The 17,813-nt window shown below is 66.8% G+C and carries 20 protein-coding genes; 12 read left to right on the top strand and 8 right to left on the bottom strand.

Translation table 11 applies throughout. The features are described 5' to 3' along the window. Nucleotides 1–52: 52 nt before the first annotated feature. The 4 genes from V8246_RS15630 to pilH all read left to right on the top strand — a co-directional run bounded on the left by V8246_RS15630 (nucleotide 53) and on the right by pilH (nucleotide 3,119). A complete protein-coding gene (locus V8246_RS15630) occupies nucleotides 53–646 on the top strand; it encodes a TIGR00730 family Rossman fold protein (protein WP_336190028.1) in 594 nt (197 codons plus the stop codon). A 698-nt stretch (nucleotides 647–1,344) separates the two neighbouring features. After that, complete coding sequence (locus tag V8246_RS15635) at nucleotides 1,345–1,611, top strand: GIY-YIG nuclease family protein (RefSeq protein WP_336190030.1); 267 nt, start codon at nucleotides 1,345–1,347, stop codon at nucleotides 1,609–1,611. A 16-nt stretch (nucleotides 1,612–1,627) separates the two neighbouring features. After that, nucleotides 1,628–2,623 (top strand): YhdH/YhfP family quinone oxidoreductase, encoded by a 996-nt coding sequence (locus V8246_RS15640; RefSeq protein ID WP_336190031.1) that lies wholly within the window; start codon nucleotides 1,628–1,630, stop codon nucleotides 2,621–2,623. Between the two features lie 103 nt (nucleotides 2,624–2,726). Next, the gene (gene pilH / locus V8246_RS15645) at nucleotides 2,727–3,119 is read left to right on the top strand and encodes a twitching motility response regulator PilH (RefSeq protein ID WP_162108793.1); all 393 of its coding nucleotides are present in this window, start codon (nucleotides 2,727–2,729) and stop codon (nucleotides 3,117–3,119) included. A gap of 63 nt (nucleotides 3,120–3,182) precedes the next feature. On the opposite strand, the gene cfa is transcribed toward pilH, so the two are convergent. The 3 genes from cfa to V8246_RS15660 all read right to left on the bottom strand — a co-directional run bounded on the left by cfa (nucleotide 3,183) and on the right by V8246_RS15660 (nucleotide 5,510). Continuing rightward, on the bottom strand, nucleotides 3,183–4,301 hold the full coding sequence (cfa, locus tag V8246_RS15650) for a cyclopropane fatty acyl phospholipid synthase (protein ID WP_336190032.1): 1,119 nt from the start codon (nucleotides 4,299–4,301) through the stop codon (nucleotides 3,183–3,185). Nucleotides 4,302–4,308: 7 nt separating this feature from the next. Continuing rightward, nucleotides 4,309–5,151, bottom strand: coding sequence for a DUF3298 and DUF4163 domain-containing protein (locus tag V8246_RS15655; RefSeq protein WP_336190033.1), 843 nt, complete (start codon nucleotides 5,149–5,151; stop codon nucleotides 4,309–4,311). A gap of 65 nt (nucleotides 5,152–5,216) precedes the next feature. Beyond that, nucleotides 5,217–5,510: a GNAT family N-acetyltransferase gene (locus V8246_RS15660; RefSeq protein WP_336190035.1), complete on the bottom strand. Its 294-nt coding sequence runs from the start codon at nucleotides 5,508–5,510 to the stop codon at nucleotides 5,217–5,219. Between the two features lie 196 nt (nucleotides 5,511–5,706). Here V8246_RS15660 and V8246_RS15665 point away from each other — a divergent pair, with 196 nt between their 5' ends. Beyond that, on the top strand, nucleotides 5,707–5,910 hold the full coding sequence (locus V8246_RS15665) for a hypothetical protein (RefSeq protein ID WP_336190036.1): 204 nt from the start codon (nucleotides 5,707–5,709) through the stop codon (nucleotides 5,908–5,910). Nucleotides 5,911–6,045: 135 nt separating this feature from the next. Here the strand turns inward: V8246_RS15665 and V8246_RS15670 are convergent, their stop codons facing one another. The 3 genes from V8246_RS15670 to V8246_RS15680 form a co-directional block, all read right to left on the bottom strand. Continuing rightward, a complete protein-coding gene (locus tag V8246_RS15670; protein WP_336190037.1) occupies nucleotides 6,046–6,741 on the bottom strand; it encodes a hypothetical protein in 696 nt (231 codons plus the stop codon). A gap of 80 nt (nucleotides 6,742–6,821) precedes the next feature. After that, a complete protein-coding gene (locus V8246_RS15675) occupies nucleotides 6,822–7,436 on the bottom strand; it encodes a rhomboid family intramembrane serine protease (protein ID WP_336190038.1) in 615 nt (204 codons plus the stop codon). Nucleotides 7,437–7,445: 9 nt separating this feature from the next. Further along, on the bottom strand, nucleotides 7,446–9,029 hold the full coding sequence (locus V8246_RS15680) for an oligopeptide:H+ symporter (RefSeq protein ID WP_336190039.1): 1,584 nt from the start codon (nucleotides 9,027–9,029) through the stop codon (nucleotides 7,446–7,448). A 151-nt stretch (nucleotides 9,030–9,180) separates the two neighbouring features. Between V8246_RS15680 and V8246_RS15685 the strand changes: the two genes are divergently transcribed. Further along, nucleotides 9,181–10,932, top strand: a complete 1,752-nt coding sequence (locus V8246_RS15685; RefSeq protein WP_336190040.1) for a M14 family metallopeptidase — start codon at nucleotides 9,181–9,183, stop codon at nucleotides 10,930–10,932. Between the two features lie 72 nt (nucleotides 10,933–11,004). On the opposite strand, the gene V8246_RS15690 is transcribed toward V8246_RS15685, so the two are convergent. Then, on the bottom strand, nucleotides 11,005–11,757 hold the full coding sequence (locus V8246_RS15690; RefSeq protein WP_336190042.1) for a glutathione S-transferase family protein: 753 nt from the start codon (nucleotides 11,755–11,757) through the stop codon (nucleotides 11,005–11,007). A 183-nt stretch (nucleotides 11,758–11,940) separates the two neighbouring features. Between V8246_RS15690 and V8246_RS15695 the strand changes: the two genes are divergently transcribed. The 4 genes from V8246_RS15695 to dbpA are packed head-to-tail and all read left to right on the top strand — an operon-like array spanning nucleotide 11,941 to nucleotide 15,349. Beyond that, nucleotides 11,941–12,939, top strand: a complete 999-nt coding sequence (locus tag V8246_RS15695; RefSeq protein WP_336190043.1) for a YbaY family lipoprotein — start codon at nucleotides 11,941–11,943, stop codon at nucleotides 12,937–12,939. A gap of 7 nt (nucleotides 12,940–12,946) precedes the next feature. Then, the gene (locus tag V8246_RS15700) at nucleotides 12,947–13,501 is read left to right on the top strand and encodes a ribonuclease domain-containing protein (RefSeq protein ID WP_336190044.1); all 555 of its coding nucleotides are present in this window, start codon (nucleotides 12,947–12,949) and stop codon (nucleotides 13,499–13,501) included. After that, nucleotides 13,498–13,932 (top strand): barstar family protein, encoded by a 435-nt coding sequence (locus V8246_RS15705; RefSeq protein WP_336190045.1) that lies wholly within the window; start codon nucleotides 13,498–13,500, stop codon nucleotides 13,930–13,932. Before V8246_RS15700 ends, V8246_RS15705 begins: the two co-directional genes overlap by 4 nt. Nucleotides 13,933–13,972: 40 nt before the next feature. Next, nucleotides 13,973–15,349, top strand: a complete 1,377-nt coding sequence (gene dbpA, locus V8246_RS15710) for an ATP-dependent RNA helicase DbpA (RefSeq protein WP_336190047.1) — start codon at nucleotides 13,973–13,975, stop codon at nucleotides 15,347–15,349. 172 nt (nucleotides 15,350–15,521) lie between these two features. Here the strand turns inward: dbpA and V8246_RS15715 are convergent, their stop codons facing one another. Beyond that, nucleotides 15,522–15,731, bottom strand: a complete 210-nt coding sequence (locus V8246_RS15715; RefSeq protein WP_162110978.1) for a cold-shock protein — start codon at nucleotides 15,729–15,731, stop codon at nucleotides 15,522–15,524. A 304-nt stretch (nucleotides 15,732–16,035) separates the two neighbouring features. On the opposite strand from V8246_RS15715, the gene V8246_RS15720 reads away from it, so the two are divergent. Beyond that, nucleotides 16,036–16,593, top strand: a complete 558-nt coding sequence (locus V8246_RS15720; protein WP_336190048.1) for a YaeQ family protein — start codon at nucleotides 16,036–16,038, stop codon at nucleotides 16,591–16,593. Between the two features lie 4 nt (nucleotides 16,594–16,597). Continuing rightward, nucleotides 16,598–17,779, top strand: a complete 1,182-nt coding sequence (locus V8246_RS15725; RefSeq protein WP_336190049.1) for an NAD(P)/FAD-dependent oxidoreductase — start codon at nucleotides 16,598–16,600, stop codon at nucleotides 17,777–17,779. Nucleotides 17,780–17,813: the final 34 nt, after the last annotated feature.

Consider the following 17,813-nt stretch of genomic DNA (forward strand, 5'->3'; position numbering starts at 1 on the left):
GCCAAGCCTGGCGTTTTGCGTTTCAGACAACAGGCAACACAGGACCCCGACCATGAAGAGCATCTGCGTCTACTGCGGCTCCAACGCCGGCAGCAAGCCCGCCTACACCGAACGCGCGATCGCCCTGGGCGACCGCATCGCGAAGGAAGGCCTGCAACTGGTCTATGGCGGCGGCAACGTCGGACTGATGGGCATCGTCGCCGATGCGGTGCTCGCCGCAGGCGGCGAAGTGGTCGGCGTGATTCCCGAGCAACTGGTCAATTGGGAAGTCGCGCACAAGGGCGTGACCAGGCTGGAAGTCGTCGCCAACATGCACGAGCGCAAGCAGCGCATGTTCGACCTGTCAGACGCCTTCGTCGCCCTGCCCGGCGGTTTCGGCACGCTGGACGAGATGTTCGAGATGCTGACCTGGCGCCAGCTCGGCATCGGCGACAAGCCCTGCGCCTTCCTCGATGTCGAAGGCTTCTATACGCCGCTGATGGGCATGATCGACCGCATGGTCGAAGAACGCTTCCTGCACCCGGAACAGCGCAACGACCTGTGGCATGGCGACGATCTCGATGCCATGGTCGCTTGGATGAGCGCCTACACCCCGGCCCAGGCGGACAAGTGGATGGATGAGAAGCGGCGGAAGTCGTTGCGGTAATGGCGCCCTCGTCCCGACGAGAGCCGGAAACCATTGTCCTCTTGCAGGTAGATCACGGCATTCATGGCAATGGATTCCAGCATGCGCTGGAATGACGAGCCGAGGCACGCCCCACCCGTGTAGCCATCACCGTCGTCCCAGCGATAGCTGGGATCCAGCCTGCTCTTGCCGGCAGATTGCGGCACTCAAAGGCAATGGATTCCAGCATGCGCTGGAATGACCAGCCGGGGCATCTCCACCCGTGTAACCATCACCGTCGTCCCAGCGAAAGCTGGGACCCATCTTGCTCTTGCCGGCAGATTGCGGCACTCAAAGGCAATGGATTCCAGCATGCGCTGGAATGACCAGCCGGGGCATCTCCACCCGTGTAACCATCACCGTCGTCCCAGCGAAAGCTGGGACCCATCTTGCTCTTGCCGGCAGATTGCGGCACTCAAAGGCAATGGATTCCATTGCATGCGCTGGAATGACCCGCCGGGGCATCTCCACCCGTGTAACCATCACCGTCGTCCCAGCGAAAGCTGGGACCCATCTTGCTCTTGCCGGCAGATTGCGGCACTCAAGGACCATGGATTCCAGCATGCGCTGGAATGACGAGCCGGGTGGTGCCCAACAGAATCGGTTTATAGTGCCCGGCAGGAAACACGATGGGCCACGGAGAGCCTGCAATGCGTCGGGAAAGGATTCCCTGTGTCTACATGCTGGCGAGCCAGCCAAGAGGCACCCTCTACATTGGCGTCACGTCTGATCTACCGGGGCGGGTCTGGCAGCACAGGCAGGGCTATGTGGATGGCTTTACGCGGCGCTACCACGTCCATACTTTGGTCTGGTATGAGGTCCACGCCGTGATGGATTCTGCGATCCTGCGCGAGAAGGCCCTGAAAGCATGGAAACGGGTCTGGAAGATCCGACTCATCGAGGATGCGAGCCCGATATGGCGCGATCTATATCCCGACATTCTTTGATTGAACGAGCCATTTCATGACCCTATCCACCCCCTTCAACGCCTTCCGCATCCACAACGACGACGCCGGCTACCGTGCTGGCATCGAAACGCTCACGCTCGACGGATTGAACCCCGGCGAAGTGGTCGTCAAGACCGCCTACTCGTCCGTCAACTACAAGGACGCGCTGGCCGGCACGGGCGAAGGCAAGATCCTGCGACGGTTCCCGCTGGTGGGTGGCATCGATGTCGCAGGGCATGTGGTGGCTTCCACCGATCCCGCCTTCAAGGAAGGCGACGCCGTGCTCGTCACGGGCTGCGGCCTCAGCGAGACCCGTGACGGCGGGTACGCGGAGTACGCGCGGCTGGAGGCCAAGTGGATCATCCCGCTCCCGTCCGGCCTCACCCTGCGCGAGAGCATGATCCTGGGCACGGCCGGCTTCACCGCGGCGCTGGCCCTGTTCCGCATGTGCGAGAACCGGCAGACCCCGGACCTCGGGCCACTGGCGGTCACCGGGGCGACCGGTGGCGTGGGGTCGCTGGCGGTGGACATCTTCAGCAAGGCCGGGTTCGAGGTGCATGCCATCAGCGGTAAACCGGAGAATGCCGGCTATCTGACTGCCATCGGCGCGCGCAAGGTCCTGCCGCGCGACGCGCTGGCCACCAGCCGCCCGATGGAAACCGCCCGTTTCGGCGGCGGCCTGGACAACGTCGGGGGCCCCATGCTGGCCAGCCTGCTGGCGCAGACCGTTCCCTACGGCAACGTGGCCACCGCCGGACTGGCCGCCAGCGCGGACCTGGCGACCACGGTGATGCCCTTCATCATCCGCGGGGTCTCCCTGCTGGGCGTGGCGTCGGCCGGCACCGCCCGCGACATCCGCGACACGGTGTGGCAACGGCTGGCCAGCGACTGGAAGCCCGCGCACCTGGACACCATCTGCACCCGGGAAACCACGTTGGAAGGGCTGCCTGAGGTGTTCCGGACCATGCTGGCCGGTGGCTCCTTCGGTCGCACCCTCGTGCGAATGGGATGAACGGCGGTCGCGGCACGACAGGCGTCACCGCCTGACCGCCTTGGCCATTTGTCTTGTCCCGAACACGTTCTACAATCGACGCCGGGGACAACTGGGGAACTCCATGGCAAAGATTCTGATCGTCGACGACTCACCCTCGCAGTTGCTGGGCATCCAGCGCATCGTCGAGAAACTGGGGCACGAATCCATCACCGCCGAGGACGGCGCCGCGGGCGTGGAAGTCGCCAAGCGCGAGCTGCCGGACATGGTCCTGATGGACGTGGTGATGCCCAACCTCAACGGCTTCCAGGCCACCCGCACCTTGAGCCGCGAGGCCACCACCAAGCACATCCCGGTGATCCTGGTGACCACCAAGGACCAGGACACCGACCGCATGTGGGGCCTGCGCCAGGGCGCCAAGGCCTACCTGACCAAGCCGTTCTCGGAAGACGAGCTGGCCGAAGTCATCGAACGCATCTTCAACGCCCGCGAACTGCCCTCGCCGCCCGCAGCCTGACAGGAAGGCCGCGCAGTACGTACGAAGAGCAGGCCTTGGCCTGCTCTTTCCGTTTCCAGCCCCTCAGCGCGGCGCAATGTAGCCGCCCCGCACGCCGCACGGCGACAGCACCAGTTGCCACAGCTGCGAACGACGGCTGCGGAACGTGGCCATCGACGCGCACAGGTAGAACCGCCACATGCGGCGGAAGCGCGCGTCGTAGCGCGCATCCAGATGCTCCCAGGCGGCCTCCACGTTGTGGCGCCAGGCCTGCAGCGTGCGGTCGTAGTCGGCACCGAAACCGTGCCAATCCTCCAGCACGAACCGCCCTTCCAGCGCATGGCTGATCTGCGCCGCAGACGGCAGCATCGAGTTGGGGAAGATGTAGCGCGCGATCCAGGGATCGGTCCGCTGCACCGAGCGGTTCGTGCCGATGGTGTGCAGCAGGAACAGGCCATCGGCCGGCAGGCAGCGGCGGACGACGTCGAAGAAGGTCGGGTAGTTCTTCACCCCCACGTGTTCGAACATGCCCAACGAGAACGCGGCGTCGAACCGCTCGTCCAGATCGCGGTAGTCCTGCAGGCGGATCTCGATGGGCAGCCCCGCGCACAGGCGACGCGCGTAGTCGGCCTGCTCGACCGAGATGGTCACGCCGACGCCGGTGATCCCGTAACGTTCGGCGGCGAACTTCAGCGCTTCGCCCCAGCCGCATCCCACGTCGACCACCCGCATGCCCGGGGCCAGCCGCAGCTTCCTGCACACCAGGTCCAGCTTGGCTTGTTGTGCGGCATCCAGATCCTGCGCATTCCGCCAATAGGCGCAGCTGTACACCAGACGGCGGCCCAGCATGGCCGCATACAGGTCGTTGCCCAGGTCGTAATGGCGCCGTCCCACCTCGCCACTGCGACGGCGCGACTGCAGGTTGGTCAGGCGGGCGCGGAGCGCATCGAACAGTTCGCCGGCCCCATGCACCCGCTCGTCCAGATGCGCATCGAGCAGGCGGGTCAGCAGGCCGTCCAGCGCCTCGGCGTCCCACCATCCGTCCATGTAGCTCTCGCCCAGACCCAGCGAGCCCTGACCGAGCACGCGTGCGTACACGCGAGGATCGCGGACCTGGAAGTCCCACGGCCGGTCGCCACCGATCCGCACATCCGCTTCGGCCAACAGGGATCGCATCCTGTGCTCGAAGCGGACGTGCGGCATGGCGGACTCAGCGGGCGAACAGCCCCGCGTACTCCGGCGCGATGTGGGGCAGCAGGATGGCCGCTGGCACGTCGACGGTCTGCGTGCCATCCGCGTAAGGGCCCACCTGGTAAGGCGGGAACACGAAGCGCAGCGCGCTGATGCGGCCTGCGGTGTCCAGCACGGGCACGAACTCGCTGAAGTTGCCCGCTTCCGGCTTGGTGCCCTCGTCGATCATCCGGAACGTGCTCTTGATCAGCGCCGCCCGATCGGCCGCGGGCAGTTCGTCCTCGTCCGCCCGCGTCACCACGGCCGTATGCAGCTGCTCGCGCACGTAATCGCTGATGGCCTGCCACCCCTTGGCGTCGGGCACCAGCGCGGCCGACGTCAGGCGTGCGTCCTGCTGCGGCAGCCACACGAACCGTGCGATCAGCGGTTGGCCATGCGCGCCCCCGGTGTAGCGGCTGCCATCGGCGGCGATGGCGACGATATGCGGCGTATCCACCACCTGCTCGAAGGCCAGCGACAGCTCGTACGGTGCGCTGGGCTTGTCGTTGCCGAAGGCTTCGACCGCCTGCATCAACTCGGCCCGTTCGGTGGCGGCGTAGTCGGACAGCGCCTTCGCCAGCCCAGGGTAGCGATTGGCCGAAGCCGGAAAACTGATGCCCACCACGTAGCGGTCGGTCGTTTCGATGACGTCCTTCAGGGCTACCGGATCGGCCGGCGCGTCGGCCGCGGGTGACGATGCGGCGGGGGCCTGCGTCGGCGGCGCGCCAGGGGCGGATTCGCGCTTGCATGCCGCAAGCGAACTGGCGACCACCAGGGCCAGGCAGGCGGTTCGCAGGATGGGGGGGGACTTGCTGGGGGACACTTCGGGCTCCTTCCGCGTGTGATGGCTGTCATTCTAGGCCGCCCCACTGACCTCCTCCAGCGGGATCAGCCCTCGATCAGATCGGCGTACTCCGGATGCCGCTGGACGTAGGCGGCGGAATACGAGCATGCCGGTATCACCCGCCAGCCCCGGGCGCGCGCCAGGTCCAGCGCGGCCTTTACCAGAAGGCCGGCAATGCCCCGGCCTCCGATCGCGTCAGGCACACCGGTGTGGTCGATGACCATCCGACCGTCACGCAGCGAGTAGAGGAGTTCAGCCTCACGACCTTCCAGCCGGGTATGGAAACGGCGGGCGGCAGGGTCGTGATGCACATCCAGGGCGGGCGCGTCGTGGGTCATGGGATCTCCGTGGCAGGGGGCTCATGGGCATTGTGACCCAATGCCCAGGGCGGACCGGGCAAAACTGACGCTGCGCGTCACATTCATGCTTGTGAAGGGATTCTACGCGGACCTGAAACGTGATGGGTTTCGCGAAATACGGGTTGGCACGATTGCTGCGTCTGCAGGCTCATAGACTTCACTTGGGAGTTCCACCATGAGCCTGATCGAAGCACTGCCCGACGTCGCCAGCGCCAGCGATTTCACCCTGCTGGAAGGCCTGTACCAGCTGACCGTCACCGGCCATACCAGCGACTGGGAGTTCGAGCGCCTGAACAACGCCGTGTACGAGCGCTTGATGTCCACCTATTCCAGTGCCGAAGTCGGCAGCGTGCACGCCGTGCACACGCTGGTGGACTGAGCCGCAAGACACCTCCTCCCATCGGGTGCTCCGGCGCGGCGCAGGGGTCCGCCTTAGGGCGCGACTGCCGCGCCGGAGTCCCGTCCCTTCCTGGCCACGCCGGAGGGTCCATGGGCGTCCTTCTGGGTACGCCTCTCATTCGCCCCGATGATCGCGCTTGCCCTGGTTGCGCCGGTCCTGCGTTCCCAGGCTGCCCTGGATGGCCTTCATCCGACTCTCGGCCGCGTGCAGCTCCAATGCCTTGCCCGCCGCCTCCGGTGATGCGAAGCCAGCGCCCTGCACAGTCCCGTGATCGTGGTCGTCGAGTTGCTGCCAGGGCGCGGGCTGCCGGTCGTGCTCCTGCTTCTGTTCCAGCAACGCCCGCGCAGTCGCCAGCGCCCGCGCGGGCGTGATCTTCTTCGCTGCTTGCTTGCGCGCTGCGGTCTTGCGGGCCGCGGACGAGGCTTTGCTCGCCGTTTTCTTCTTCGCTTTCGCGACCGGCGCCCGGGAGGCGCTGCCTGTCGCCTTCTTCGCCGCCTTGCGGGCAGTCTTCCCGGCGACCCGGGTGCCCGTGGCTTTCAGCGCATCATCTCGCGAGGCGGTGGTCTTCCTCACCGTCGTCTTCGCAGCCGTCTTCTTCGTGGCTGTTTTCTTCGCGGCTGTCTTCTTCGCGACCTTGCCGGCCGTCGCCTTCTTCACGGCTTTCCTGGCCGCGGTACCGGCCGCCTTCGGCGTGCCCTTGGAGGTCGTCGTCGCCGTCTTGCGGACGGCGTTCTTCGTGGTCTTCTTCACCGCCTTGCTGGCGGCCTTCTTGCCCTGGGGACTGCGGACCGCCTTGCGTGCCGTTGCCATGCGCTGCTCCTGGGACGGGACATGGCGTCGGGATAGCATGGCTCACCTTCAGCGCAGGTGAGCGAAACCACAAGGACCGCTTAACCGAATGAGGGCTGCGACAGTTCTTCCAGGAAATGGCCGATCACGCCGGCATCCATCACCACCAGGAACAGCACGCCGTAAGCCGCGCCGGCCAGGTGTGCGCCATGATTGATGTTGTCTCCGCCGCGCTTGTCCATCCAGATGCTGTAGGCGATGTACAGCACGGCGAACACGATGGCCGGCATCGGGATGAAGAAAACGCCGATCGTGGCCCAGGGCGCCAGCAGGATGAAGGCGAACAGTACTGCGGACACCGCGCCGGACGCGCCCAGGCTGCGGTAGTTGGGATCCTTCTGGTGCTTCAGGTAGGTGGGAAGGATCGACACCACGAGCGCCGAGAAATAGAACAGCGGGAATACCCACGGCCCCTTCTGCGCCGCCATCCAGCCCTCGATCTGGCGACCGAAGAAGAACAGCGTGAACATGTTGAAGAACAGGTGCCAGATATCGGCGTGGATGAAGCCGTACGTCACCAGCCGGTCGTACTGGCGGTGGCGGTCGATCGCCGGTGGCCACAGGATCAGTCGCATCAGCAGCGAGGGCGTGCGGAAGGCGACCAGGCTGACCACGCAGGTGGCGGCGATCAGCAGCAGGGTGATGGGCGCGCTCATGCGTGATCCTCAGGCCGCGGTGCGGTAGTTGTCCTGCATCGGGTAGGTCCTGGCGTACAGCGCGAACGCCAACGCCGCCACGAACGCGAACCCGGCGAAGAAGAACATCAGGAATGCGTTCTCGCTCAATCCGGTGCTGGCGATCTGCCCGATCACCGATTCGTTGCGGATGGCAGCGTTGGTCATCAGGACCCACAGGTTGCCGTACGACACCGACAGCAACCAGAAACTCATGATTACGCCCTTCATGGCCCTCGGCGCCTGGCTGTAGGCGAATTCGAGACCTGTCGCCGACACCAGCACTTCGCCGAAGGTCAACAGCAGGTAGGGCAGGATCTGCCAGGCAAGCGTCACAGGGTCGCCACCGTCCAGCCACAACTGGATCACGCCAGCGACGATCCACGCAAGGCCGGAGAACGCGATGCCGAAGCCCATCCGCCGGAGCGCCGTCGGCTCATAGCCCATCCTGCGGAGCAACGGATACAGCACCAGATTGTTGAATGGAATCAGCAGCATCACCATGATGGGATTCAAGGCCTGCATCTGGCCCGCGGTTACCACCAGCCAGCTCGGCCACCACCAGGCTTCATGCGGGATATGCATCGCCTGGCCCTGCAGCACCCACGTGGACGCCTTTTGGTCGAACAGCGACCAGAACGGCGTGACCAGCGCGAACACGATCAGGATCCTGAGGACGGACCGCACGCCCTCGATCGCTACATCAGGATGGCGCGCACGTGCGCGATCCAACTGCATCGAGGCGCCTACGCCCACCAGGCCCATCAGGACTCCCAAACCGATCAGTACCGCCTTCACGAATCCCATCGAGGGAATGAGCGCGAGTGACGCAACTGCCAGCACCACACCTGCCGCAGCCAACATCGTCCCCGCGCCCTTTCCGGGTGCCGGGCCGATGAGGGCGCTGCGCACCACATTGAGGAAGGAATCCGGGTCGGGGGGCGAAGGCGGCACATGGACGTACTTCTTGCGTCCGGCCCAGAAGATCACCGTTGCCACGAACATCAGGATGCCGGGGATGCCGAATGCGATGCTGGGCCCATGGTTCCTGAGGAAGATGGGCATCAGGAGCGATGCAAAGAACGAACCGAAATTTATCGTCCAGTAGAAGGCGTCGTACACCACCTTCGCCTTGTCCTTGTTGCTCTGGTCGAACTGGTCCCCGACGAATGCGGACACCAGGGGCTTGATGCCCCCCGAGCCCAGCGCGATGAGAAACAATCCAGTGTAAAAGCCGGTCCGGTTCTCCTCGAAAATCGCCAGGCACGCATGACCGGCGCAGTAGACCAAGGACAACCACAGGACCGTGTTGTACTTGCCGAAGAACCTGTCCGACAACCAACCGCCGAGCAGCGGGAAGAAATAAACGCCGATCACGAACGTGTGGAAGATGTCCTTCGCCTTGCCGTCCCTGTCCGCTTCCGGCAGGTACGCCAGCAGCACCGAACTGATCAGGAACGGCACCAGGATGTTGCGCATCCCGTAGAAGCTGAACCGCTCGCAGGCCTCGTTGCCGATGATGTAGGGGATCTGGCGGGGCATGCGGCCCTGGCTGGCTTCTGCGGTCGTGCTCATCCGATCTTCCGGCGAAAAAGTCCCGGAAGGTTACCGTATCCGCCCGCGCAGGGTCGAACCGCCGGAACGCCTCGCGCTGGCGAACGGGGACTGGGACTGACCGCGATTGCCGGGCATCATGCGCCCCTGCCCTGTTCAGGATTTCCCCACGATGCGATCCCTCTGCGCCATCCTGCTGCTGGCCCTGGCACCCCTGACGCATGCCCAGTCCGCATTGACCACGGTGTCGGAGCGCTCGGGTTTCGTCGAGACAGGCCGCTACGAGGAAGTCGTGGCCTTGTGCGACGCCTTCGCCCGCCAGTATCCGAAGGCCGTGCGCTGCACCACCTTCGGCACCACGCCCGAAGGACGCCCGATGAAGGCCCTGGTCGCCTCCACCAGCGGCGCCTTGACACCGGAACAGGCGCAGCGGCGTGGCCTGCCGGTGGTGTTGATCCAGGGCGGCATCCACGCCGGTGAGATCGATGGCAAGGACGCGGGCTTCCTCGCCCTGCGCGAAGTACTGGAAGGCAAGGCGGCGGCGGATGCGCTCGACAAGCTGGTCTGGGTGTTCGTCCCCGTGTTCAACGTGGACGGCCACGAGCGGTTCGGCGCGTGGAACCGCCCCAACCAGCGCGGGCCGAAGGAAATGGGCTGGCGCACCACCGCGCAGAACTACAACCTCAACCGCGACTACCTGAAGGCCGACACGCCCGAGATGCAGGCGATGCTGCAGCTGGTGCAGCGGTGGGATCCGCTGGTGACCGTGGACCTGCACGCGACCAATGGCGCCCAGTTCGAACACGACATCTCGATCCAGGTCGAACCCGTGCATGCCGGCGATCAGGGACTGCGCGAGGCCGGCCTGGCGTTGCGCACAGGCGTCATCGACGATCTGGCCAGGCAGGGATCTCTACCCCTGCCCTACTACCCCTCCTTCGTGGTGCAGGACGATCCCACCTCGGGCTTCGAGGACGGTGTGCCGCCACCGCGCTTCTCGCATGGCTACTTCCTGCTGCGCAACCGCATCGCGATGCTGGTGGAAACCCACTCCTGGAAGGAGTATCCGGTGCGCGTGCGCATCACCCGCCACACGGTGGTGTCCGTGCTGGAGCACGTCGCCCGCGATGGAGCGTCATGGCTGAGCACGGCGAAGCAGGCGGATATCGCCGCGGCCCGCCTGGGCGGTCGGCAGGAACCGCTGACCTACGTCGCAGCTCCTGACGCGCGCACCGTGGAGTTCCGTGGCTACGCCTACACGCGCACGACGTCGGACGTGTCCGGCGCCCTGATGACGCGTTACGACGAGACCACGCCACAGGTCTGGAAGGTGCCGCTGAAGGACGAGATCCGTCCGGGCATCGTGGTCCAAGCGCCCGGCGCGGGCTACCTGGTGCCAGCCGCTGAAGCCTCCTGGGTGGCGGCCGTGCTGAAGACGCATGGCGTGGAGTACCGCCTGCTGGGCAAACCCTGGCGAGGGGACGCACAGGTATTCCGTGCGACGAAGAGCAGCTTCGGGAGTGCGTCGGTGGAAACCCACCAGCGCCTGACGGTCGAGGGCGACTGGACGCGCGAATCCCGCGCCACGTCCGCGGGCGCACTGTTCGTCCCGATCGCCCAGCCCAAGGCGCGCCTGCTGATGGCCCTGCTGGAGCCCAAGGCGCCGGACTCGCTGCTGGCGTGGGGGCGGTTCAACAACGCCTTCGAACGCAAGGAGTACATGGAGGACTACGTGGCCGAAGCCGTCGCACGCGAGATGCTGCGCGACCCGGCGGTGAAGGCCGAGTTCGAGCGCCGGCTGCGCGAAGACACGGCGTTCGCGGACAGTCCTGCCGCACGCCTGGAGTTCTTCTACCGCCGTCATCCCTCGTGGGACGAGCGCTACCAGCTGTACCCGGTGCTGCGTCTGGACACGTTGCCCTGACCGATCTCGGCGCCATGGGAGCGGCGTGGATCGCGACCGACGCCGTTCCCGTGGAAGCGCTCGAAGGCCCCATCACCCCAAGCGCATGACGCCGTAGCGTGGGGCGGCGTCGCCGTACGTCGTCTCGGTCAGCGGCGCCCCCATCTGCGCGAGCACGGCGCGTTGTTCCGCCAATGGCGTGCGCAGCGTGCGGTCCTCGAACGCCGCCAGTCCTGCGAAGGCCGGCAAGGCCAGCGTTCGCTCCACGAAGGCCGCCGTCCGCGGCCACCTTGTCGGATCGACCTGATACCTCACGAACGCCGCATTGCGGAAGAAGCTGGCGATGCTGATGTCGGCGATGGACAGCTCGCCGAAGATCCAGCCGTCCCCGGGCAATCGCGGTTCCAGATAGTCCAGCGCGACCGGCAGCTCCTCCTCGCGCGCCTTGCGCACCACTTCTTCGTCCGTACCTTGGTTGAACAGGAAGCGGCGCACGCCTTTCTGGAAGAACATCCGCCAGATCACCACATCGCCGAGATAGGAATCCGCGTACTCCTCCAGCCAGCGCGCCTTCGCGCGCTCCACGGGATCGGCGGGATACAGCGAGGGCGTGGGGAAGCGGTCCTGCAGGTATTCGCAGATGACGGTGGAGTCGTTGAGCACCAGGTCGCCTTCGATCAACACGGGAATGCGGCGTAGCGGGCTGAGCTTGCTGAAGTTCTCGTCGCCCACGAACGGCGCGATGGGATCGATGCGATAGGGAACGCCTTTCAGTTCGAGGCAGACCAGCACCTTGCGCACGTACGGCGAGAGGTAGTTGCCGATGACCGTCAGCGTCTGCGCCATGTCCCTGCTCCGTCCGAGTGCAGTGCAGGGTGCGCAGTCCCCGCGACCGGGTCAACCCGGCAAGCTGCGGCTGCACCCTCCCTGCTGCGCGCAGTCGCGCCTGCACCCAGCGCATGTTGACGCTTCATTACAGGAAACGCCGTTAAGCTGGCCGCGTCCACCGCCCCCCAAGGAGCCTGCGCGATGCTACGCCCCCTGCTCACCACGGCCTGCCTGCTCGGGCTGGCGGCATGCCAGTCCCCGATCACCGCGCCACCGCCTGCCGACCCGCCATCGACGCCACGACCGGCCGCGCAGATCCAGGGCCGGGCCTCCTATCTCGAGCGTATCGCGCCACCACCTGGCGCGATCCTGAGCGTCCAGCTGGTGGACCTGCAGCTGGCGGACACGCCCGCCGCCGTGATCGCCAGCGCCGACGTCCGGGACCTCCAGGGGCCTCCTTTCGCCTTCACCCTGCCCTACGATCCATCGAAGCTCAGAGCGAACGGACGATACGGACTGCACGCCGGATTGCGCGATGCGCAGGGGCGCCTGTGGTTCGTCACCGATACCCAGGTACCCATCACGCCCAGTGCGGACACCCCTGTCGAATTCCGCATGGTCCGGGCCACCCGCGAGCCCGGCACTTCGACCTCGTGGCAGTGCGGGGATCGCCGCATCGACGCGCGTTTCGATACGGCAGCACGCAGCGTGGCGCTTGAGATCGACGGAAACACCGTGACCCTGCCGGAGTCGCCTGCCGCCTCGGGCGCGCGCTATGCCGACGACGCCGGCAATACGTTCTGGAACAGAGGGGATGAGGCCACGTTGGCCCTCGCCGGACGCGCCGCCGTCACCTGTCGCCAGGCAGGCCAGGACTCCCCTTGGGATGTCGCCAAGGCACGGGGCAGTGTGTTCCGCGGCCTGGGTACCGAGCCGGGCTGGACCGTGGAGATCGGGGCCGGCCCGACGCCGCGCCTGCTGGCCGAGTTGGACTACGGCCAACGCAGGATCGAAGTGGCGCAGGCGAACCGGACCGGGGCGGGTTACGTCGGCAGCACCGCCGAGGGCATCGCCGTTTCGCTGACCACCCAGCGGGAAGCGTGCAACGACGGCATGAGCGACAACACCTATCCGGCGTCGGTGACGCTTACGGTGGGCGGCAGGACCTACCGTGGCTGCGGCCGCTTCCTGACCGAATGAGGCCCGCATGAGTCGACGCTCCCGCCGCCGCCCGTCCTCTGGCCTGCGCCTGCCCCTGATCGCCTTCGTGGCGCTGCTGCTGATCGGCGGCGCCTGGTGGTGGTCGCAGCGCGACGACGCGCCCGATACGACGCCGGCCGTCGCCGCGCGCGAAGCCGGTGATCCGCAGCGCATCAAGGAAACACTCTCGCTGCCTCCGGTCGAGGACACGCGACCCGGCGGCCTTGCCGGGGACGTGCCCACGCCGCCGGCCAGCGCACCGCCCACCCGCGCCCTGCCCGCCTTCCTGCCGCCCGAGGCGCGTGCGACGCTGACGCTCATCGCCCGCGGCGGTCCCTACCCGCACCGGCAGGACGGCGCCGTCTTCCAGAACCGCGAAGGGCGCCTGCCTCGCCAGGGGCGCGGCTACTACCGCGAGTACACCGTGGGCACGCCCGGACTGACGCATCGTGGCGCGCGCCGCATCGTCACCGGCGGCGATCCGCCCCGCGAGTACTACTACACCGACGATCACTACGAGAGCTTCCGCCGGTTCGAGATCGGCCAGGGCACCACGCCATGAGCGACTCCGGCTTCGACCCCGGCCTGGCCGACCCCGCGCACGCGGGCGTGTTCTTCGTCACCGAAGACGACCTGGGCCCGCTGGCCGCCGTCGGTCGCGATGCCGGCCTGCTGGCACGGCGCATCGACCTGTCCGGCTGCGACGGCAAGGCCGCGCTGCTGCTGCGCATCGCCACGGTGCTGGACTTCCCGGACACCTCCGGTCGCAACTGGGACGCCTTGTCGGACAGCCTGCGCGATCTGTCCTGGCTGCCCGCGCCGGGCTACGTGCTGCTGTTCGAGGAAGCCCACGCGCTGCGCGAGCGCAACGAGACCGACTTCGACACCCTGCTCGACATCCTGGACGAAGCCTCGCAGGCGTGGGCGGCGGACGAGGTGCCGTTCTGGGCCTTCATCGCCCTGCCGGACGAGGAGTTCCCCGACCTGCAGTAAGGCGACGGGCGGCGGTGGCGCCGATCTGCGAAAATGCCGCATGCTCGATTTCAAACATCTCCCGCTGGCGCCCGGCCTGCAGCAGGGCGTCGACGCGCTCGGCTACACGCAACCGACCCCCATCCAGGCGCAGAGCCTGCCCGCCATCCTCGACGGCCGCGACGTCATCGCGCAGGCACCGACCGGCAGCGGCAAAACCGCCGCGTTCGGCCTGGGCCTGCTGCATCGGTTGGACCTGGCCACCGTGCGCACCCAGGCGCTGGTGCTTTGCCCCACGCGCGAACTGGCCGACCAGGTGGCGCAGCAGCTGCGCAGGCTGGCGGTGGGCCTGCCCAACCTCAAGGTCCTGACACTGTGCGGCGGCCTGCCGCTGGAGCCGCAGATCCGTTCGCTGGAAGCGCACGACCCGCACGTAGTGGTCGGCACGCCGGGCCGCATCCAGGAACTGCTGCGCAAGAAGGTGTTGCATCTGGCTGGCGTGCGCACGCTGGTGCTGGACGAGGCCGACCGCATGCTGGACATGGGCTTCGAGGAGCCGATCCGCGAGATCACCGGCAAGACGCCGAAGGACCGCCAGAGCCTGCTGTTCTCGGCCACCTTCACCGATGCCATCCGCGACATCGCCCGAAATACCCTGCGCGACCCGCTTGAAGTCACGGTGGACGCGCCGCAGCAGCAGGCCGTCATCGAGCAGCGCTTCGTGCGCGTGGAGCCGGAACGCAAGCAGACCGCGCTGGCCGGGCTGCTGGCGCAGCGCGGCGTGGAATCGTGCGTGGTGTTCTGCAACATGCGCAAGGACGTGGACGAGGTGGCGGGCTCGCTGCAGCACTTCGGCTTTTCCGCACTCGCGCTGCACGGCGACATGGAGCAGCGGGACCGCGACGAGGTGCTGGTGCGTTTTGCCAACCGCAGCTGCAACGTGCTGGTCGCCAGCGACGTGGCGGCGCGCGGACTGGACATCGAGGACCTGGCGCTGGTCGTGAACTACGACATGCCCAGCGACGCCGACACCTACGTGCACCGGATCGGCCGCACCGGCCGTGCGGGCCGCGAAGGCGTGGCGATCAGCCTGTGCACGCCGCGCGAGCTGCCGCGGGCTGCGGTGATCGAAGAACGCCTGGGCGCGCCGCTGCTATGGGACCGCAACGTCCCGTCAGCGCCCAAGGCCAACACCGCGCCACCGGCCACCATGACCACGCTGCGCATCGACGCGGGCAAGACCGACAAGCTACGCCCCGGCGACGTGCTCGGCGCCCTGACCGGCGAGGCCGGCCTGTCCGCGTCCGCGATCGGCAAGATCAACGTCTTCGCCACGCGGACCTACGTGGCCGTCGTGCGCGACAAGGCCGGCGCGGCACTGGCGCGGCTCAACGCCGGCAGGATCAAGGGGCGCAGCTTCCGGGTGCGCAAGCTCTGACATCTGAGCCGCATCGCGTAGGAGCGCCCATGGGCGCGATGCCGTTGCCGTTTTGATCCGGGAAAAGCATCGCGCCCATGGGGCGCTCCTACACGTTGTGCGAATGGCCCACAAACAAAAACGCCGGCGCTTGCGCACCGGCGTTTTCTTGAACCAAGGGTTCAGGGCTGGATTACAGCGCCTGCACCTGGTCGGCCTGCATGCCCTTCTGGCCCTGCACGGCGACGAAGGAGACCGCCTGGCCTTCCTTCAGCGACTTGAAGCCATTGCCCTGGATCGAGCGGAAGTGCACGAACAGGTCGGGGCCGCTCTGCGGGGTGATGAAGCCGAAGCCCTTGGCGTCGTTGAACCACTTGACGGTACCGGTCTGACGATCAGACATCTTTACTAACTCCTGAAACATGGATGAAAGGACCACGATGCCGGCATGGACCGGATCGGGACTGGGTTTGCAGGCGTTGGTAAAGCGGGAAGATGTAGCAGATGTATCTACCGCATCAGGCTCACGATTCACGGTGACCCTGGCAAGCACAGTGGGGCGCACTCTACCGGGGTTTTCGCGTAAAAGCGAATCCCGGCCTCCTGGGAGCTGAACAGGGGTCTCCCCGGCCTGCGGCAAAACCGCCTGCAACCGGCCGGCCAGCGCTCCCGGCGTATGATGGCGCCCCTTTCGCAGAACCCCCGCCATGGCCCTCAAGTCCACTGTCGTCAAAGCCGAACTGCAGATCAGCGACATGGACCGCCACTACTACGGCACCCACGGCCTGACGCTGGCCCAGCATCCCTCCGAGACCGATGAGCGGCTGATGGTGCGCCTGATCGCCTTTGCGCTGATGGCCGAGGACCGGCTGGAGTTCGGCAAGGGCCTGAGCAATGAGGAAGAACCCGACCTCTGGCGCAAGGACTACACCGGCCTGATCGAGCAGTGGATCGACCTGGGCCAGCCGGACGAATCGCGGATCCGCAAGGCCTGCGGGCGCGCCCGCGAGGTCGTGGTGGTCAACTACGGCGGCCGCGCGGCCGATCTCTGGTGGGACAGGAACGCGGCGCTGCTGGCGCGCCATCGCAACCTGACCGTGCTCGACATCGCGCCCGAGGCGATCGACGCCCTGACGGCGCTGATGGTCCGCAGCATGCGCTTCAACGTGATGGTCCAGGACGGCGAGATGCAGTGGATGACCGACGACCGTGTCGTCAGCGTCATTCCCGCGATCCGCCAGACAGGGCTCGCACGGGCCGCCTGAGCGCATGGGGCCCACCCACGACGTCCTGGTGATCGGCGGCGGCGCGGCCGGTCTCATGACCGCGCTCACGGCCGGCCAGCGCGGCCTGCGCGTACTGGTCGTCGAGCACGCCAACAAGGTCGGCAAGAAGATCCTGATGTCGGGGGGCGGGCGCTGCAACTTCACCAACACCGGCACCACGCCGGCCAACTTCCTGTCGGCCAATCCGCATTTCTGCAAATCGGCGCTGGCGCGCTACACGCCCGGCGACTTCATCGACATGGTCGAGCGCCACCGCATCGCCTACCATGAGAAGGAACTGGGCCAGCTGTTCTGCGATGTCTCGTCCAAGCTGATCGTGAAGATGCTGGTCGACGAGTGCCAGGCCGCCGGCGTGCGCATCGAGACCGGCTGCAGCGTGCACCAGGTCGAACAGGCCGACGGCGTGTTCCGGCTGGACACCAGCCTGGGCCGCTTCGCGGCGCCCTCGCTGGTGGTCGCCACCGGCGGCCTGTCGATCCCCAGCATGGGCGCCACGGGCTTCGGCTACGAACTGGCGCGCCTGTTCGGCCACGACGTGCTGCCGACCCGCGCCGGTCTGGTGCCCCTGACCCTGAGCGGCAAGCACCATGAGCGGCTGGCCGACCTGAGCGGCGTGTCGTTCCCGGTGGAAGCGCGCTGCGGCAAGGTGCGCTTCCGCAACTTCATGCTGCTGACCCACCGGGGCGTGAGCGGGCCGTCGATCCTGCAGATCTCGTCATACTGGCAGCCGGGCGACGACCTGCGACTGGACCTGCTGCCCGACCGCGATGCGCTGGACTGGCTGGAAGCCCAGCAGAGGCAGCGACCCGACGCCGAACTGAAGACGGTCCTGTCCGACGCGCTGCCGCGCCGCTTCGCCCAGCGCCTGTGCGAGGTCTGGCTGCCCAACCGGCCGATGAAGCAGTTCAACGCGCCGCAGCTGAAGGAAGCCGCCGCGTTGCTGGCCGGCTGGCCCCTGGTCGCCAGCGGCACCGAAGGCTACCGGACGGCGGAGGTGACGCTCGGAGGCGTGGACACCGACGGCGTGTCCAGCAGCACGATGATGTCCAGGCACGTGCCCGGCCTTTTCTTCGTGGGCGAAGTTCTCGACGTCACCGGGTGGCTGGGTGGCTACAACTTCCAGTGGGCCTGGGCCTCGGGTCACGCGGCAGGCATGGCGGTCTGACGCAGTGCGGCGTTCCTGGCAGGGCCACCTTTGC

The organism is Pseudoxanthomonas sp. F11 (assembly GCF_037046485.1).
Taxonomy (GTDB): domain Bacteria; phylum Pseudomonadota; class Gammaproteobacteria; order Xanthomonadales; family Xanthomonadaceae; genus Pseudoxanthomonas_A.

What these genes read in the sequence shown, in the direction of transcription:
- V8246_RS15700 (WP_336190044.1), top strand. Translation starts at nt 12,947, where the DNA reads ATGAGTCGACGCTCCCGCCGCCGCCCGTCCTCTGGCCTGCGCCTGCCC.
- dbpA (WP_336190047.1), top strand. Translation starts at nt 13,973, where the DNA reads ATGCTCGATTTCAAACATCTCCCGCTGGCGCCCGGCCTGCAGCAGGGC.
- V8246_RS15660 (WP_336190035.1), bottom strand. Translation starts at nt 5,510, where the DNA reads ATGACCCACGACGCGCCCGCCCTGGATGTGCATCACGACCCTGCCGCC.
- cfa (WP_336190032.1), bottom strand. Translation starts at nt 4,301, where the DNA reads ATGCCGCACGTCCGCTTCGAGCACAGGATGCGATCCCTGTTGGCCGAA.
- V8246_RS15725 (WP_336190049.1), top strand. Translation starts at nt 16,598, where the DNA reads ATGGGGCCCACCCACGACGTCCTGGTGATCGGCGGCGGCGCGGCCGGT.
- V8246_RS15665 (WP_336190036.1), top strand. Translation starts at nt 5,707, where the DNA reads ATGAGCCTGATCGAAGCACTGCCCGACGTCGCCAGCGCCAGCGATTTC.
- V8246_RS15670 (WP_336190037.1), bottom strand. Translation starts at nt 6,741, where the DNA reads ATGGCAACGGCACGCAAGGCGGTCCGCAGTCCCCAGGGCAAGAAGGCC.
- V8246_RS15675 (WP_336190038.1), bottom strand. Translation starts at nt 7,436, where the DNA reads ATGAGCGCGCCCATCACCCTGCTGCTGATCGCCGCCACCTGCGTGGTC.
- pilH (WP_162108793.1), top strand. Translation starts at nt 2,727, where the DNA reads ATGGCAAAGATTCTGATCGTCGACGACTCACCCTCGCAGTTGCTGGGC.
- V8246_RS15630 (WP_336190028.1), top strand. Translation starts at nt 53, where the DNA reads ATGAAGAGCATCTGCGTCTACTGCGGCTCCAACGCCGGCAGCAAGCCC.
- V8246_RS15680 (WP_336190039.1), bottom strand. Translation starts at nt 9,029, where the DNA reads ATGAGCACGACCGCAGAAGCCAGCCAGGGCCGCATGCCCCGCCAGATC.
- V8246_RS15635 (WP_336190030.1), top strand. Translation starts at nt 1,345, where the DNA reads ATGCTGGCGAGCCAGCCAAGAGGCACCCTCTACATTGGCGTCACGTCT.
- V8246_RS15685 (WP_336190040.1), top strand. Translation starts at nt 9,181, where the DNA reads ATGCGATCCCTCTGCGCCATCCTGCTGCTGGCCCTGGCACCCCTGACG.
- V8246_RS15695 (WP_336190043.1), top strand. Translation starts at nt 11,941, where the DNA reads ATGCTACGCCCCCTGCTCACCACGGCCTGCCTGCTCGGGCTGGCGGCA.
- V8246_RS15720 (WP_336190048.1), top strand. Translation starts at nt 16,036, where the DNA reads ATGGCCCTCAAGTCCACTGTCGTCAAAGCCGAACTGCAGATCAGCGAC.
- V8246_RS15690 (WP_336190042.1), bottom strand. Translation starts at nt 11,757, where the DNA reads ATGGCGCAGACGCTGACGGTCATCGGCAACTACCTCTCGCCGTACGTG.
- V8246_RS15705 (WP_336190045.1), top strand. Translation starts at nt 13,498, where the DNA reads ATGAGCGACTCCGGCTTCGACCCCGGCCTGGCCGACCCCGCGCACGCG.
- V8246_RS15715 (WP_162110978.1), bottom strand. Translation starts at nt 15,731, where the DNA reads ATGTCTGATCGTCAGACCGGTACCGTCAAGTGGTTCAACGACGCCAAG.
- V8246_RS15640 (WP_336190031.1), top strand. Translation starts at nt 1,628, where the DNA reads ATGACCCTATCCACCCCCTTCAACGCCTTCCGCATCCACAACGACGAC.